The 16,011-nt window shown below is 68.4% G+C and carries 17 protein-coding genes; 10 read left to right on the plus strand and 7 right to left on the minus strand.

Annotation, left to right across the window (positions count from 1 at the left end):
• The first annotated feature begins 39 nt into the window (after positions 1-39).
• The 3 genes from OXG79_05025 (at position 40) to OXG79_05035 (ending at position 3,187) form a co-directional block, all read left to right on the plus strand.
• The gene (locus tag OXG79_05025; protein ID MCY3783130.1) at positions 40-945 is read left to right on the plus strand and encodes an acyl-CoA desaturase; all 906 of its coding nucleotides are present in this window, start codon (positions 40-42) and stop codon (positions 943-945) included.
• Positions 946-1,093: 148 nt separating this feature from the next.
• Complete coding sequence (locus OXG79_05030) at positions 1,094-2,002, plus strand: TIGR01777 family oxidoreductase (protein ID MCY3783131.1); 909 nt, start codon at positions 1,094-1,096, stop codon at positions 2,000-2,002.
• 69 nt (positions 2,003-2,071) lie between these two features.
• Positions 2,072-3,187 carry a Xaa-Pro peptidase family protein gene (locus OXG79_05035; protein ID MCY3783132.1) on the plus strand — a complete coding sequence of 372 codons (1,116 nt, stop codon included), beginning with the start codon at positions 2,072-2,074 and terminating at the stop codon, positions 3,185-3,187.
• Positions 3,188-3,226: 39 nt separating this feature from the next.
• Here OXG79_05035 and OXG79_05040 read toward each other — a convergent pair whose 3' ends face one another.
• Genes OXG79_05040 through OXG79_05050 form a run of 3 tightly spaced genes read right to left on the minus strand, consistent with a single transcriptional unit; the run spans position 3,227 to position 5,091 of the window.
• Positions 3,227-3,664: a DUF488 domain-containing protein gene (locus OXG79_05040; GenBank protein MCY3783133.1), complete on the minus strand. Its 438-nt coding sequence runs from the start codon at positions 3,662-3,664 to the stop codon at positions 3,227-3,229.
• On the minus strand, positions 3,661-4,335 hold the full coding sequence (locus OXG79_05045; GenBank protein MCY3783134.1) for a DUF488 domain-containing protein: 675 nt from the start codon (positions 4,333-4,335) through the stop codon (positions 3,661-3,663). The genes OXG79_05040 and OXG79_05045 overlap by 4 nt, the downstream gene beginning before the upstream one ends.
• Before the next feature lie 12 nt (positions 4,336-4,347).
• Complete coding sequence (locus OXG79_05050; GenBank protein ID MCY3783135.1) at positions 4,348-5,091, minus strand: hypothetical protein; 744 nt, start codon at positions 5,089-5,091, stop codon at positions 4,348-4,350.
• Between the two features lie 132 nt (positions 5,092-5,223).
• Here OXG79_05050 and OXG79_05055 point away from each other — a divergent pair, with 132 nt between their 5' ends.
• A complete protein-coding gene (locus tag OXG79_05055; GenBank protein MCY3783136.1) occupies positions 5,224-6,075 on the plus strand; it encodes a phytanoyl-CoA dioxygenase family protein in 852 nt (283 codons plus the stop codon).
• Positions 6,076-6,219: 144 nt separating this feature from the next.
• Here the strand turns inward: OXG79_05055 and OXG79_05060 are convergent, their stop codons facing one another.
• Entirely contained in the window at positions 6,220-7,299 is a 1,080-nt protein-coding gene (locus OXG79_05060) for a Gfo/Idh/MocA family oxidoreductase (GenBank protein ID MCY3783137.1), read from the minus strand.
• 10 nt (positions 7,300-7,309) lie between these two features.
• Complete coding sequence (locus tag OXG79_05065) at positions 7,310-8,131, minus strand: GNAT family N-acetyltransferase (GenBank protein ID MCY3783138.1); 822 nt, start codon at positions 8,129-8,131, stop codon at positions 7,310-7,312.
• 157 nt (positions 8,132-8,288) lie between these two features.
• Between OXG79_05065 and OXG79_05070 the strand changes: the two genes are divergently transcribed.
• Complete coding sequence (locus OXG79_05070; GenBank protein ID MCY3783139.1) at positions 8,289-9,107, plus strand: pentapeptide repeat-containing protein; 819 nt, start codon at positions 8,289-8,291, stop codon at positions 9,105-9,107.
• On the opposite strand, the gene dxs is transcribed toward OXG79_05070, so the two are convergent.
• Entirely contained in the window at positions 9,104-10,990 is a 1,887-nt protein-coding gene (dxs, locus tag OXG79_05075) for a 1-deoxy-D-xylulose-5-phosphate synthase (protein ID MCY3783140.1), read from the minus strand. The genes OXG79_05070 and dxs overlap by 4 nt on opposite strands.
• 47 nt (positions 10,991-11,037) lie before the next feature.
• Here dxs and OXG79_05080 point away from each other — a divergent pair, with 47 nt between their 5' ends.
• Genes OXG79_05080 through OXG79_05100 form a run of 5 tightly spaced genes read left to right on the plus strand, consistent with a single transcriptional unit; the run spans position 11,038 to position 15,563 of the window.
• Entirely contained in the window at positions 11,038-12,057 is a 1,020-nt protein-coding gene (locus tag OXG79_05080) for a hypothetical protein (protein MCY3783141.1), read from the plus strand.
• The gene (locus OXG79_05085) at positions 12,054-13,517 is read left to right on the plus strand and encodes an FGGY family carbohydrate kinase (GenBank protein MCY3783142.1); all 1,464 of its coding nucleotides are present in this window, start codon (positions 12,054-12,056) and stop codon (positions 13,515-13,517) included. Before OXG79_05080 ends, OXG79_05085 begins: the two co-directional genes overlap by 4 nt.
• A complete protein-coding gene (locus OXG79_05090; GenBank protein ID MCY3783143.1) occupies positions 13,514-14,179 on the plus strand; it encodes a class II aldolase/adducin family protein in 666 nt (221 codons plus the stop codon). Before OXG79_05085 ends, OXG79_05090 begins: the two co-directional genes overlap by 4 nt.
• A complete protein-coding gene (locus OXG79_05095) occupies positions 14,170-14,538 on the plus strand; it encodes a hypothetical protein (protein MCY3783144.1) in 369 nt (122 codons plus the stop codon). The genes OXG79_05090 and OXG79_05095 overlap by 10 nt, the downstream gene beginning before the upstream one ends.
• Positions 14,539-14,579: 41 nt before the next feature.
• Complete coding sequence (locus OXG79_05100; GenBank protein ID MCY3783145.1) at positions 14,580-15,563, plus strand: NAD-dependent epimerase/dehydratase family protein; 984 nt, start codon at positions 14,580-14,582, stop codon at positions 15,561-15,563.
• Between the two features lie 54 nt (positions 15,564-15,617).
• Here the strand turns inward: OXG79_05100 and OXG79_05105 are convergent, their stop codons facing one another.
• The gene (locus OXG79_05105; GenBank protein ID MCY3783146.1) at positions 15,618-16,001 is read right to left on the minus strand and encodes a cupin domain-containing protein; all 384 of its coding nucleotides are present in this window, start codon (positions 15,999-16,001) and stop codon (positions 15,618-15,620) included.
• Positions 16,002-16,011 lie beyond the last annotated feature (10 nt).

Below are 16,011 nucleotides of genomic sequence, written 5' to 3' on the forward strand. Positions count from 1 at the left end.
CCCGAAAGCAATTGTGGGTGAAGAAGCCCGAGACCCGTCGTGACCTCTGAGACCGTACCCGCCGTCCGGCGGGACGCTCCCGAGTCCGAGTCCCCGTCGCGCGTGCACGCCGTCGTTCGCAACCTCCCCTTCACGCTGGTGCACCTCTTGGCGCTTGCCGCCATTTGGACAGGTGTGAGCTGGCCGGCCGTGGTGGTGTGCCTGGGCCTCTACTGGATGCGCGTGTTCTTCGTCACCGGCTTCTACCACCGGTACTTCTCCCATCGCAGCTATCGCACGTCGCGGGTATTTCAGGCGGTGATCGCCTTTCTGGGCACGACCGCCATGCAAAAGGGGCCGCTGTGGTGGGCCGGGCACCACCGATTTCACCACCGGCACTCGGACGATGAGGAGGATGTCCACTCGCCGCTGCACGGCGGTTTCTGGTGGGCGCACATCGGCTGGCTCATCCGCGTGAGCCGCGACGACACGCGCTGGGAAGAGGTCAAGGACTTGGCCCGCTATCCCGAGCTGCGCTTCTTCGAGAGCCACTACCGGCTCGGCATGGCGGCCTATGCGGGCGGAGTGATTGGCCTTGGATTCTGGCTGGAGCACGCATTCCCACAGACGGGCGTCACCTGGGGGCAGGTGCTCGTGTGGGGCTTTGTCATCAGCACGGTGATGCTGTGGCACACCACCTACCTCATCAACTCCGGCGCTCACATGTGGGGCAGCCGCCGGTTCGATACCAACGACACCAGCCGCAACAACTTCTGGCTGGCCCTGGTCACCATGGGCGAGGGCTGGCACAACAACCACCACCGCTATCCCGGGGCCGAGCGCAACGGGTTCTATTGGTACGAAGTCGATGTCACGCACTGGCTGCTCACGGTGCTCAGTTGGTTCGGCCTCGTGTGGGACCTGCGCCGTCCGCCGCGCCACATCTATGAGAGCGCCTCGCGCTAGCGGCGCCCTCGGCCACCCTCGGAAGCTCGCTTCGCGAGGGCGGTTCGCGAACCGACCCGACCAAATTTCGCCTGCTGCTGTGGGCAATTCCTCTTGCCCGTCGGCGGCGTTCGGCCAACACTAGGCAAAGGGCGATCGGAGGGGCATCGTGCGGGTAGCGCTCACCGGCGGTAGCGGCCTCATCGGCGGCGCGGTCACCGCCGCGCTCCTGGCCGATGGCCATGAGGTCATCCATCTCGTCCGCCCGCCCCGTCGCGCCGCCGAGGGTCAGGTCGCCTGGGATCCAGCCGGCGGCACCATTGACGCGGGCGGTCTCGAGGGCCTCGACGCCGTCGTGCACCTGGCTGGTGAGCCGACGACCGCCTGGCGTTGGACGGCCGCCAAGAAGCGCCGCATCTACGCCAGCCGGGTGGACGGAACGCGGCTGCTGGCCGAGACGCTGGCCGTGTTGCAGTCTCGCCCCCGCGTCTTCGTGTCCTATTCCGCAGTGGGGTATTACGGCGACCGCGGCGACGAAGTCCTGCGTGAGGACAGCCCGCCGGGGTCAGGTTTTCTGGCGAAGGTCGCGACCGACTGGGAGGCCGCCGCGCATCCCGCCACCGGCCGCGAAATCCGGGTAGTGCATCTGCGCGGCGCGCCGGTTGTGGCGGGCCACTCCGCGTTTCTGACGCGCCAGGCGCCCGCCTTCAAGCTTGGGCTGGGCGGCCCGCTGGGCAGCGGCCGCCAGTGGTGGCCGTGGGTGGCGCTGGAGGATGTCGTCGGGGTCGTGCGGCATGTGCTGGCGCGCGACGACATTAGGGGCCCTGTCAACGTCGTGGCTCCGGAGCTGTGCACCAATTTCGAGTTTGCGCGCACCTTGGGTCGGGTGCTTGGCCGACCGGCCCTGCTGCCGGTGCCATCGCCGCTTCTGCGAGCGGCGATGGGCGAGATCGCCGGCGAGATGCTGCTGGCCAGCCAGCGCGTCGAGCCGGCCCGGCTCGTCGAGTCCGGCTACCACTTCCACTTTCCAATGCTGGAGCCCGCCCTGCGCCACGCGCTCAGTCGCCCGTTCGCCTGAGACTCGACCGCCGCGCGGCGGTGCGGGAGACTGCCCGCGTCCAGCGCCGCTCGACGGTAGAGGGAATCCATGCTCAGCACTGAAGGATGTCGGGCGCGCACGCGCCGCTTGCTCGAATGCGTCGACGCCGACGTGGAGGCGCTCGTCGTCACGCGGCCCGAGCACGTTTTCTACCTGGCCAACTACATGCCGTCGCCCAACGACATTCACCACCGCGCGCCGCAGTACCTGGTCATCCAACGCGACGGTCCGACGACGCTCGTCCTCGACGGATTCGCGAAGCTCGACGGCGAGCCCGCCGTTGACGAGGTGATCCACGGTCCCTGGGGCGTGGCGGAGCCCGACGTGACCCGCGCCCACTGCACGGCCCGTGCGGCGATCGACCTGATTGGCAAGCTCGGGAGCGCGATTGTCGGCGTCGAGCATGCCGCCGTGCCCGCCGCGTTCGTCGAGGCGGCGCACGACGTGCGGGACATCGAGCCGCACCTGGGCCTCATGCGCCAGGTCAAGGACCCCGATGAGCTGGAGCTGATCCGCGCCGCCGTGCGCGTCGGCGAGGCCATGCACGCGGCCTCGTGGGAGTGCCTGGCGCCCGGCATGCGCGAGATCGACGCCTACGCCGCCATCGTGACCGCCGGCCTGGAAGTGGCCGAAGGCCCGTTTGTGATGATGTGCGAGTTCATCTCCGGCCCCCGCGTTGTGCCGCGCCGCGGCGACCCCGGCCCGCGCGTCATGGAACCCGGCGACAACGTCGTCATGGACCTGTTCCCCTACGTCAACGGTTACCGCTGCGACCTCACCAACACCATCACCCTCGGCGGGCGGCCCACGCCGGGGCAGCAGGACGCCTTCGACGCGGTGCACGAGGCGCTGACGGCGTCCGAGGCCATGATTCGCCCCGGCGTGCGCGCGCACGAAATCTACGCCGTGCAGGACGCCGTGCTGCGGCGGGCCAACCCGGACTGGGGTCTGCCGGGCCACGCCGGACACTCGCTCGGTCTTGAGCATCCCGAGGCGCCGGACTTCGTTCCGGGCGTCGAAGGCGAGGTGCTGGAGGGCATGGTCATCGCCCTCGAGCCGGGCGCCTACGGCATGCCCTTCCACGGCGTGCGCCTGGAGCACAACTATCGCGTCACCGCCGATGGTTTGGAGCGGCTCTCGAATCACCGGCTGGGGCTGGTGTAGCCGATTCAGACCCGCGACGAGCCTGCTGCCGAAACGAGCCTAGAGGTGGACGACTTCGAGGTCTTCCCAATGCCGACCGAGATACTCCGCCACAAGGCGCCGGTGGCAATGTTCCGGCGTGTCCTCGCTGCATAGCAAGCATCCGTCGGCGAGGGCCTGCCGTACGCTCGGCGTTTCCTGGATGCGCCGATCATCCATCAGCGCGAGAAACTCTCGCTCGTAGGTCGCCCAATCGCGATGCTCTTTGCGGTATGCGTCGAGCATCTCCTTGGTGGGCGCCAGATTGGGCGCATGGACGTACTCCATCCGACAAATCTCGCGGAGAAAGTAGGCCAGGTCATCTCGCTTGGCGAAGCCCGCCAGTTGCGAGACGTTGTTCAGCCGCACATCCACGACTCGCTTCGCACGCGAGGCCAGAAGGCGCCCAAAGAAGTCGGCGGCGGAGGTCTTTGTGAAGCCGATGGTGTAGAGCCTCAAGAGCCATTCTCCCAGTCGTCCCCGCCGACGGTCGATTCCGCGCCGACATACGCCACTTTCGCCGTCTGACGGGCCATCGCATCGGCGATCAAATCATCACGGGAGCGAGGCGTCCCCCCGTTGTCGGGACCCTCCATCGCGAACATTTCAATCTGCTGGACTGGCGACAGCTTGTGCAGGCTCACCAGCCGGTCCATGGCGGCGGCGTGCTCTTCAAGGCTGCCGTCCGCATGGATGTGTGCCACGTCCACCTCGCGGTCGACCAGCGCCCTGGCGACCAGCAGCGTGCGGTGACAGTCCAGCGGCTCCTTCTCCGCGCACATCAGCACGATGCGACGCTCATCGGCGCCGTGAACGATCTGCCGGATGCCGTCGTCGAACTCGTCGCTTTCCGCCAGCCGGTCGTATCGCACTCTCCCCTCGGCGTCATAGCACGACCGATCCCGTGGTCGGCCGCCCAGCTCTCCGCCCAGGAACGCATAGCCGATTCCGGCGCTTTCCAGCGCCTCGGACAGGACTCGATGGCCGAAGTGCGGTGTATACCGGCTGTACGGCGACGACCGAACATCCGCCACTTCATCGATGCCATGCGTCCGAAGCAACTCCAGAAACGCTTCAAGCGAATGGTTGGAGTGCCCGATGGTGAGAACCGGGTGCTGCGTTGCGCTCACGGCACTTCCGCGTCAGGGTCTGATGACGGCGGCAATGAGTTTATACGCAAAGCCCTCGAACGGTTCGCCGAGGCTGAGGGTCAGGAATCGGTCGTCGTCGACCACGAATGAGCCCGCCCCCAACTCCGTGGCCGCTTGTTCGCTGGCGGGATCGGTGATGCGGAGCGAATAGATATTCCCGTGGTAGCTGAACTTGCCCCGCAGCCGATAGGCATTGTTCTCCAGATTGCGGGAAATACGTACTTTCAATCTCTCGATCTTGATAAGGCGTAGTGAACTGCGGAGAGAATTGGCCAGATCTTCCGGCACGCTGTCGTTGAGACCGCTTCCGCTGTTGTGCCCGTTGATCCAGAGTGTCTCGGATTGGTCGGCCCACTGCGGCAAGGTGTTCCAGGCGATGCGGCCAATCTTGGCCCAACGGCGCTTGGGGTCGAGCACCCAGTTCTCTTGCTGGTAACCCTGCGGCCTTGCGCGAAGAACTGGCACGTCGATGACGTCGAGAGTGTGCGGCTCGCTCCCATCTTCGAGTTGCTGCTCGTACGCCGAGACTTCCTCGTGATCTCGATCGCTGACCGGCCGGATCCACCCGCCCGTGCGTCCGTCCGCGAGGAGCTCTTTCCCGGCCACGCAGCGCCCACCCATCTTGCGCGAGTTTGCGAGACAGACGATGCGCTTGGTGGTGGCGGACGACCTCGGATTGCTTCTCGCCCAAAGTCGATCGAGCCAGTTCATCGTTCGCGACTGGTCCAGGCTCAACACCCTAAGGCTGTCACCCTATCTCTATGGCGAGCCCCGCTGGGCGCCGGTCGAGGAAGGGCGACAGTTGACCACGATGCACCCATGCGGGAAGGTCAACCCACCACCAACGCATCTGTGACGGAGGCGGCGATGGCCGTTGAGGCGGCGACGCAGCGGATTGATGACCGGGACTGGGCGGCGCTGACCCTTGGCGAGCGCATCCGGCAAATCGAGGTCGAGGGCTACCTGGTGCTGCCCGACCTGCTCACCTCCGAGCAGGTGGCCGGCCTCAAGGCGGTCACGGCGACCTGGGAAACCATTGCCACCGACTACAGCAAGAGCCAGCAGGTGCGCCCCGGCGTGGAGTTCGCCGGCGGTCTGATGAACGATCTCATCGCGAATCCGCCGACGCTGGAGTTCCTGCGCGCGCTCTGCGGTCCGGACATCATCCTGATGTCGGTGGCCTACGCCCGCTCGGAGCCGGGCCATCCCGGCATCAGCCTGCACACCGACGGCCAGCCTTACGGATCCAGGATCTTCGGTCAGGGCGGCAGCACGCCGTTCATGGTCCGGGTGCTCTACTACCTCGACGACCTGACGCCCGAGGTCTCGCCGTTTCGCGTCGTACCGCGGTCGCATCTCTCGTTCCACGCCGACGCGAATCCATATCTCCGGTTCGAGGGCCACCCCGAAGAAGTCATGGTCCCGGCCAAGGCGGGATCGGCCGTGCTGATCAACCACCGCGTGTTCCACGGCAACTTCCCCAACACCGGCGATCGGCCGCGGGAGATGATCGCCATCGCCTATCGGCCCGCCTGGGCGGGGCCGCAGGGCGACGTGCCGGCCTGGGACGCCGATGCCGTGGCGGCGCTGCCCGACCACGTGCGCTCGCTCTTCGCCGACCGCAACACCCGCCACTGGCTACCCGAGGGCGGCAACAAACCCGAGGGAATGCAGTCCGAGGCGCCGGGCATGAACCCCAGCCGCTGGGAGTTGGTCTAGGAAATCTCTGAGTAAACCCCTAATCCGCGCCAAGCCGTTCGTGGTGAGCTTGTCGAACCATGAACGGCCCTTCGACTTCGCTCAGGGCGAACGGATCAGGGTCGAATCGATGGGCTTTTTCAGAGCATTCCTAGCGGTTTCGAGCTACTCGGCCGAGGGCGCCTCGTTGCCCCATTCGTAGGACGGCACGCGCACGTTCCGTTCCTGCAGCGGCAGCGCCACGCGCGCGCCGCCCTGAAGGTGTGACTCGTGGAAGGCGAATCCCAGCTCGGTCACTAGGCGCGCGCGGTCCAGCCCGCAGATCGAGGGCCGGCCGTCGCGAATCGCGGCCACGAGGTCCCCGACGGCCACGCGGCCGGCGTCCGCCAGACCGCCTCGGTCGGGTAGCTCCAGCGGCTCGGCCGCCAGGCCTTCGCGGCCCAGAAAGCCGAAGCCCTCGCGCACGCGCCACACCAGGGCGTCGCTGGCATCGTTGGTGACCAGCAGCCGGCCGTCGGTCCCCAGCACTTCGTAGGCATGACTCGGCGCGCCCTCGCGCATCACGTGCGCGAACTTGTTCTCGTCCCAGCCGAACATCCCGCGTCCCGGCGGATCCAGCCGGTCCCGCGCGTCCGCCGGCAGGCTGGAGACGTCGTTGACATAGCCGGCGGCCCAGGTTGGCTCCGGATGTCCCGCGAGCGTAAGCATCACGTCCAGCCAGTGGCAGCCGTGGTTGAGCAGCTGCGCCAGGCCAAAGCCGAACACCGCCTGCACCTCGCCGATCATCCCGTCCGCCAGCAGCTTGGCCAGATGCACGTAGGGCGGCCACCAGGCGCGGTCGAGGCCATAGACCACGCCCACGCCGTTGGCCTCGCACGCGTTGACGATGCGATCGACCTCTTCCATGGTCGTGCACAGCGGCTTCTCGAAGAACACGCCCCGCGCTCCGGCCGCGACGGCCTGCTCGCACTGGTCCGCGTGCATGGTTTGCCGCGTGGCGATGCAGACGATGTCGGGGTCGACCGCTTCGAGCATCCGCGGATAGTCGTTGAAGTCGGGGATGTGATCGCCCCAGGCCGCCTTGAACTCGCGCCGCGTCTCGTCGCCGTAGTCGAAGACGCCGACGATCTCGGTGTCGGGCACCGCGTCGAACGCCGCCGCCCAGTTGTGGCTCTGCCCCACGCGATCCAGCATGCGGTGGCAGCCGGCAATCGCCACCCGTAGAGGACGATCCGAAGCGCTCATCCGCGACCGCCTAGTCTTCCTTGGGCTTGATGTCGTGATTCATGGCCCATTCGGGGTAGTACTGCCGCATTTCGGCCCCAGGAGCGGGCGCGCCCAGCGGCTGCGGCGGCATGCGGAACGGTCCGGGCACCGCGATCATCTCACTCCAGATGTGGACCAGTCCCAGCGCGCGCGAGAGCCGCGACGACGGCACGTTCCAGGTCGAGGTCGTCCACCACACCAACTTGCCCTGCTCCAGGATCCAGCGACCCGCCGCCGCCGCCACGGCCCGCCCCATGCCGCGCAGCTGCTGATCGGGCGCCGAGTCGATGCCGATCTCAAGCAGCTCGTCGCTTTCGACGCGAATCGACGCCAGCGAGACCAATTGGCCGTTGTCGAAAATGCCGAACCCCCCGATCGACTCGTCCAACAAGCAGTGCCAGAAGATCTTGGGATCGGCCAGTGATCGAATCTCGTCGCCGCTGAGATAGACGGGACGCGGGTCGTCTGCTTCGCAGAAGCTCTCCTCGTCGGCCACCATGCAGAAGTAGGGCCCCCAGCCGGTGAGTCCGTGAGGAAGCGTGGCCCGGCTGATCTCGTAGGCGCCGTAAATCGAAAACAGCAGGTCATAGCTGAGCCCGCCCAGTGCCGATTCCAGCGCCGGCGCCCAGTCCGGTCGGACCGTCACCACGCCGCGGCCGCCGAGACCCACGGCGAGCACCGGAGGCCCAAGTTCCAGTCGCGCGTCCAGGGCGACGACTGGCACTTCGGGCGTCGCCAGCGGCTCCAGCGATGCCCCCAGCCGTCCTTCTTGCCAGGGCATCAGCCGCTGCCGCAATCGCTCAACGGCCATGGAGTCGGTTCCCCTCGACATCGTCGAATCCGTGCCGCGAAGCGATTCGCCCCGCCGGCAGCGATCACGCGGGGATCGTAGCAGTCGGCTGCGTTCCCGACCGCACCGCCTATCGCGGTGTAACCTTGCGGCAGTCGTCGGCGCCCAGGGGTCGCAGGTGCACAACCTCAAGTTCTTGCTCACCGCCGCTGGCATCGTGCTGTTTTTCGTGGCGATCAGCGCCATGATGTTCTGGGGGGCCGCCACCTGCGGCGAGGCCATGCGGCAGGAAGCGGAGGCCACGCCCGTGGCCACGCCCGTCCCGGGGCCGGAGGGAACGCAAGCCGTCGATGAGGGCTTCGGACCGGTCCAGCTCATCGGCGTGCTGCTGCTCGGCGGCGGTCTCTACTATTTCTGGCGCCGCCAACGATCGCTCTACGAGTCCATCAAGGCCCGCGAGGGACCGACGCTGAATACGCGCGTTCGAAGCTCGATCGCCCAGCTCAACGTTTCGCACGAAGGCGAACCGGTGATCGAGGAGCGCATCCGGGGCATCGAGGAGCTCGGAAAGATCGTCCAGGAGTCGCCGCAGGACTACTGGCCCGTGATGGACGTGCTCAGCCGCTACGTGCGCCAGAACGCTCCGCTCGATGCCGAGCGCGCGGACGATCCCGAGATCGTGCGCCCGGACGTGCAGATGGCCATGACCACCATCGGCGCTCGCCGGCACACGCGGCGCGGCAGCGACCGGCTGAACCTCTCCGAGACGGACCTCCGCGGCGTGCATTTGCCGGGCGCTCACCTCGAGCGCGTGGACCTCTCAGGCGCGCGACTGGACGGCGCCGTGCTCATCAACGCCCATCTCGAACAAGCGGACCTGACTGGCGCGAATCTCACGCGCGCGGATCTGCGCGGCGCTCAGGGTGTTTCGAGCGCCCAGTTGGACGCCGCCGTCACCGCCAGCTCGACCCGACTGCCGGAGGACGTGGCGCCCTAGGACGCGGTGGTGCGCCCTTCGAGCGTCAACGGCCAGTCGGCCGCGGACGACTCCTCGCCGGCGGGCTGATTCACCAGCCGACGCGCCGCGTCCACGATGCCATCGACGCTCAGGCCGTGCTCCGCGCGCAAGCTGTCCGCCGGTCCGTGATCGAGAAACTGGTCCGGCAGGCCCAGGCGGCTCACCGTGATGTCGCGCCGGCCGTGGTCGGCCAGCAGCTCGAGCACGGAGCTGCCGAAGCCGCCCATGCGGTTGTGGTCCTCGATCGTCACCACGCGTCCCGTTCGCTCAGCCGCCTGCACGATCAGCTCCGCGTCAAGCGGCTTGACGAAGCGCGCGTTGACGACCGTGGCGTGAATGCCGTGGTCGGCGGCCAGGATATCCGCGGCTTTCAGCGCCGGATGCACGGCCCACCCAATCGGCAGCAGGGCGACGGTACCGCCTTCGCGGAGCACTTCGCCGCGACCAATGGGCATCTGGCGCAGCGGCTCGTCGCAGGGCACCCCGCGGCCCGCGCCGCGCGAATATCGAATCGCGAACGGCCGATCCGAGGCGATGGCGGTTGCCAGCAGGTGCCGCAACTCGTTTTCGTCCTTGGGCGCGGCGACGACGAGGTTGGGAATGGCGCGCAGATAGGCCAGGTCGAGCACGCCGTGATGCGTGCGGCCGTCGTCACCCACGACGCCGGCGCGATCGACGCCCAGCACGATCGGCAGCTCCTGGATCGCGATGTCGTGCACGATCTGGTCGAACGCACGCTGGAGGAAGGTCGAGTAGATGCACACCACCGGTCGCAGGCCCTGGGTGGCCAGGCCGGCGGCCAAGGCAAGGGCGTGGCTTTCGGCGATGCCCACGTCGTGCACGCGTCCGGGCAGCGCTTGTTGCAGGTCCGCGAGCGCGGTGCCTTCGAGCATGGCCGCGCTTACCGCGACGATTCGCGGGTCGTCGCGCGCCAGCTCGGCCAGGGTTTGCGCCAAAACCTTGCTATAGCTCGGCGCGGCGGTGGCTCCGACCGCCTGAGCCGTGCCCGGCTGATGCAGCGTCACCGGATCGCTCTCGGCGGCGGGGAGACCGCGGCCCTTCTGCGTGAAGACGTGCACGGCGACCGGTCGGCGGAGCGCCTTGGCCGCCTGCAGCGCCTCTTCCAGGGCGCGAAGGTTGTGACCGTCGATGGGACCCTCGTAGGCGAAGCCAAACGCCCCAAAGAACTCCTGGGCCGAGCCCGAAGGTGAGGTGGGCGCGGTTTCGCGCTGGGACGGGGTGAAGCGGCTGTCTGGAGCGGGCGGCGTCCAGTCGTAGTGCCGACCCTGACCCAGGTTGCGGCCCAGCGCCCCGACATTGGGCGAGATCGACATTCCGTTGTCGTTCAGAATGAGCACCAGCGGCAAGCCGAGATCGCCCGCATGGTTCAGCGCCTCGAAGACGACGCCGGAGGTGAAAGCCCCGTCTCCGATCACCGTGACGACCGAGGCGTCGTCGCCGTGGACACGGCTGGCGAGGGCAACGCCCGCACCGGCCGACACGCCCGTTCCGGCGTGACCGGCGCCGATGACGTCGTGCGGGCTCTCCTCGCGCGCGGCAAATCCCGACAACCCGCCCGGTTTGCGCAAGCTCTTGAAGTCGTCGGCGCGTCCCGTGACGAGCTTGTGCGCGTAGGCTTGGTTGCTCGTGTCCCAGATAATCGGGTCGCGGGGGCTTTCGAAGACCCGGTGCAGGGCCAGCGTCAGCTCGACCACTCCAAGATTCGAGGCGAGATGACCGCCGTTGGCCTGAACCGTATCGATGATTTCGGCGCGAATCTCGTCGGCCAGGGCCGCCAGCTCGTCGGCGGCAAGCTGGCGCAGGTCGGCCGGCTCACGAACGCGATCGAGAATTCGGTTCACAATGCCCCCTTGGCCAGGATCGGCCAGTTCCCGATGGTGCCTGCTTTATGACCAACGCGCAAAGCCAGCCCAGCCGCCGCCCGCGGGTGCTCAGCCTGGTCGAGTTGGCCGGACCCGCGGTTAAGCGTCTGCGGCGTGTCGCCGATCTCACGCTGCGCCCCTGGACCGAAACCCAGGAACTGGTCGATCCGCTCGAACTTGCGGCGGAGATCGAGGAGCACGGCTATGGCGCCCTGTTCATCGAAGCGGACTTCGTATTCGAGGAAACGATTGTCAGCGCGCCGACGTTGCGGTTCGTCGGGATTTGCCGCGTGGACCACGGCCACGTCGACCTCGACGCGGCCGCGGCTGCCGGCGTGGTGGTGGCCAACACTCCGGGCCGAAACTCGCAGGCGGTTGCCGAACTCACGCTCACGCTCATGCTCAATCTGGTGCGCCCGGTGATCGAGGCGTCTCGGTTCGTTGCTGAAGGCGCCTGGGCCGATCCCACCGCCGGATACACGGGCTTTCGCGGCACGGAGCTCGGCGAGCAGACCGTCGGCATCATCGGCCTGGGAGCCATTGGGCGGCGCACGGCCGCCTTGCTGCGACCGTTTGGCTGCCGGATTCTGGCCAGCGACCCGGCAGTTTCCGCCGAGGAGATGCACGCGCTCGGCTGCACCGCCGCGTCGCTTGACGAGCTGCTCGCTGCCTCAACCCTGGTCGCGGTGCACTGTCCGGCGCTCCCCCAGACTCAGGGCCTCATCGATTCCGCCGCCCTGGCCAGGCTGCCGTCCGGGGCGCGCCTGGTCGCCACGACCGGCGAGGGCGTGGTGGACACCGCGGCCCTGGCCGCCGCCCTCGAGGACGGCCGGCTCGCCGGCGCCGCGCTCGACGTGTTCGAGACGCATCCGCTGCCTCCCGAGCACCCCCTGCTCTCGGCGCCGAACGTGATCCTCTTGCCGCACATCGGCGGCGCCACCGACGACACCGTGACGCGGCACTCCGACATGATCGTGGACGACTACCTGCGCTTTCTGGCTGGCGAGCCACTCCTCAATCCGGTTCCGCCAAACCCGCGTTCATGACCGCTGCGACCGCCTATCTCGGCGTCGACATCGGCTCGTCGGGGACGCGCGTGGTGGCGCTGGATTCGACGGGCCAGATCCGGGCGGTCGCCGAGCGGAAGCGTGGGCGCAGGCCGATCGTTATCGCCGACCTCGAGCGCAGTCTCGACGTCGACCGCATCTGGTCCGAGGTCGCGGCGTGCGTGTTCGAGGTGGCTTCGCAATGCGCCGGTGTCCGGTCGCTCGGGGTGTGCGCCATGCGCCAGACCCTCGTGGTGCTGGACGACGAGGAGGCGGTGCTCTTCGCCTCGGGCAATGACGACCTGCGAGCGTCGCTCCACGGCGCCGCTGTCGACGCCGCCCATGGGGACCTCCTCATGCGTCAGACGGGTCGTGCGCTGGCGGCGATCTCCTGGCCCGGCAAGCTGGCATGGGTCGAGGCCGAGGCGCCGGACATCGCGGCGCGCGCCCGAGCGGTGACCACGCTCGAGGGCTGGATCGTGCGGCGCCTAACCGGCGCCGATTCGATCGGATCGGTGAGCGCCGCCGAAACCGGCGCCCGATCGGTGCCTGAGGCACGCTGGCTGGACGCCATACTCCCCGACTGGACCCACTCGCTGCGCCCGCCGGTCGCGGACGGCGCCGCCGCGTCCCAAATGTCCGCCACCCAGGCCCGGACGCTCGGGCTGCCCCGGGGGCTGCCGGTTGCGATGGGCGTACCCGACACGCATGCGGCGGAGCTGGGCTCGCGGACGGCGGGTTTCGCCGACGGCGACTGCGTGACCGCCGGGTGGAGTCTCACGACCGTTCGGCCGCATGCGGCGTGGGATGCCGAGGCTCCCGTTTGGCGGGGTCTTCGCATCGGCGGCGGCTACCTGGCCGAGAGCAACGCCGGCGACCTGGCCAGCGGCTATGCCTGGCTGAGCCAGGGCGGCGACGGCGAGCTGACCAATCTGGCGAACCCGACCGACTCCGCAGCCGAGCGCGGGTTCTTCGCCACAACCGGCGCTCGCGTCATGGACGTGGCGGCCGTGGGTCTCGGAGCCGCCGGGGTGGTATCGCCCATGCCCTTCGCCGAAGCCGTGCCCACGCGCGAGCTGCTGGCCACCGCGGTGCTGGAGGACATGGCCTTTGTCGTGCGGGGAAACCGCGATCGCTTGCCGCCGTCGATGGCGCCCGACGCGCCGGTGCGCTTGACCGGCGGGTTCGCCGCCGCTCCAGCCGCGAGCCCGATCTTGGCGAACGTGCTGGGGGCGCCGGTGGCGGTCTACCCCGGGATTCCGGTTACGGCCATCGGCGCCGCGATCTGTGGGGCGGCTGCGTCGGGTGACTTCACGCTCGACGAGGCCGCGACGCGGTTGGCGCCGGCGCCGCAGCTCCACGAGCCGGACCCCTCGGCCACGCGCGCGTACGATGGACACTACGCATGCTGGGTGGACCTGAGATCCCGGCTGGAGGCCTTTGTGCAAGAGACGCTATGAACTCCGCCGCAGCGCGAGCCGCGGTGCTCGAGGCCAGGCAGGCCATGTACCGCGAGGGATTGGTCGTGGGCACGGCGGGAAACGTCAGCATCCGCGCCGACGGCCACACCGACGCCATGCACATCACTCCCAGCCGCATGCCGTCCGACGAGACGACGGTCGACGACATCGTGACAGTGACATTCGACGGCGATCCCATCGAGGGCGACCGCATCCCGTCGGTCGAGTGCCTCATGCACGGGGCGGTCTATCGGGCGCGGGAGGACGTTCGCGCGGTGGTCCACGCGCACCCCGTGTTTGCCAGCGTGCTGGCCGTGCGCCATGAGGAAATCCCGCCGATCCTCGACGAGCAGGTCGTGTACGTCGGCGGTGAGGTCGCGGTCAGCGACTACGCCCCGTCCGCCACCGAGGAACTGGCCGAGGCGACCGTTGCCGCCCTGGGTCCGCGGATGGCCGTGCTGCTGGCGAATCACGGCACCCTCGCGGTGGGGTCCGATCCCGAGCATGCGCTCGAGGTCACCCGGCTGGTCGAGCGTCTGGCCCAGATTTGGTACTTCGCCGACGCCCGACCGGGGAGCCGGCAATTGCCCGAAGACGTGGCCGCCGCTGAACGCGATATCTTTCACATGCAACGACAGGTCGAGATCGATCAATGGCGCTGAAGGTTCCGGGTTTTCTCTTGCGACGGCTCTACGTGAAGGGCAGCATGCGAGCCACGGACGACGGGTTGGCGCTAGACCTCTGCAACACGCTGGGGTCGGGCTACGCCCGGCGCTTGCTGCCGGTGGCGGTCAACGGCGTCGAAGTCAATCTGGCGGACTGCTTCTTCGAGGTCGACGGTGTCCAGCACGGCTTTGCCGAGGTCACGCCGGAATCGCCGTTCGGCCTGGTGATGAACAAGACGTCGACGCTGGTCGTCCGCGGCGTCGACCTGCCCCAGGGCCCGGTCACGCTGCGTCTCGGCTTCGAGGTGCAGGGACTTGGGGACCTTTCCTTCGAGATCACGGACGAGGCTGGCTAGCCGGCAGCGCGCCGCCATGAGCGGCGCGCGCCCGGAATAGCATGCGCTGCTTCGTCACCGGAGCCACCGGCCAACTCGGAAGCGCGCTCGTCCGCGAACTCGCCGCCGGCGGCCACCAGGTCACGGCGCTGGTGTTGCCCGGCGACCCATGGGCGGCGCCGGCGTTCGAGGGCCTCGACGTCAGCCAAGCGACGGGCGACGTGCGGGACCCGGCGTCGTACCCGGATGAGACCTTCGACTGGGTGTTCCACCTGGCCGCCAACCAATCGTTTCACCGGCGCGACCACCAGATCCAATGGGAAATCAATGTCGACGGCGTGGCGCACCTGCTCACTTGGCTGGCGGCGCACCCGCCGAGGCGCGTGGTGCACGTCAGCTCGCTAGCCGCGGTGGGGCTTGCGGACCGGCTCGAAACGCCGATGGACGAGATGACACCGTTTGAGGCGGCGGAGCACGGGCTGATGTACGCCATGTCCAAGCAGGCGGGGGAACGGATGGTGCTCAAGGCGGCGTCGCGGGGACTCCCCGCCGTGGTGGCCAATCCGGGCACGGTGCTCGGCCCGTGGGACCGCAGCGGCCATGCCTGGCGCATGCTGCGGCCGCTGGTGCGCGGCTGGGTCCGCGCCGTGCCGCCCGGGGGCAACAGCCTGGTCGACGCGCGCGATGTCGCGCGCGGCCTCATGGCCATGGCCGCCGGCGCCCGGGCTGGTCAACGCTACCTGCTCACCGGTCACAACCTCACCTACCGACACCTCGCGAAGCGGGCGGGACGCATCGCTGGCAACACCGGGCCGATCGTCACCCTGCCGCGTTGGTTCCTTACGGGGCTCGGCGTCACCGTCGAGCCGCTCGCGGATCTTGTGGGCATCGATTCGCCAATCGCCCACGATGAACTTGTCACCGGGGCAAGTTACCTGTACTTCAATGCCAGCAAGGCCCATCGGGAACTGGGCTTTCGGCCGCGGCCCCTCGACGTCACGCTCTACGACACGTTGGAGTGGTACAGAGCTGCGGGATTCAACTGAGCCCGAGCGAAGTCCGCTTGGTGTAGGGGCGCCTCTCGTGGGCGCCCGTGCGGCTTACTCCGCCGGCTCGTCCAGAAAGACCGTTTGCCGCGCCTCGCTGGAAAACGCCACCAGCAGCGTCGCCGTGTCCTCGCCGACGTTTATCGCCCAGTGCCGCACACCCTGAGGCACATGCAACAGCGATCCCGCGGAGAGCGTGACCGTCTGCGATCCGAGCGTGTGCTCGATCGTGCCTTCCGCGACAAACACCAGCTCGTGGCAGTTCGGGTGGTAGTGCTCCGGATTCGAGGAGCCGGGCTCGAACTGGGCGCGCCCAAAGGTCATCCCGCTGCCGGGCGTCAGGTCAGCGTCCGCCAGCCACTCCAGCGACACGCCCGGCACGTAGTCACGCCGGCCGCGCCCCACCGTCACCACGCGCGGCTCTTCCGCCTCGCTCATCGACTCCGCC

This window comes from Chloroflexota bacterium, from assembly GCA_026706485.1.
GTDB lineage: Bacteria > Chloroflexota > UBA11872 > UBA11872 > UBA11872 > JAJECS01.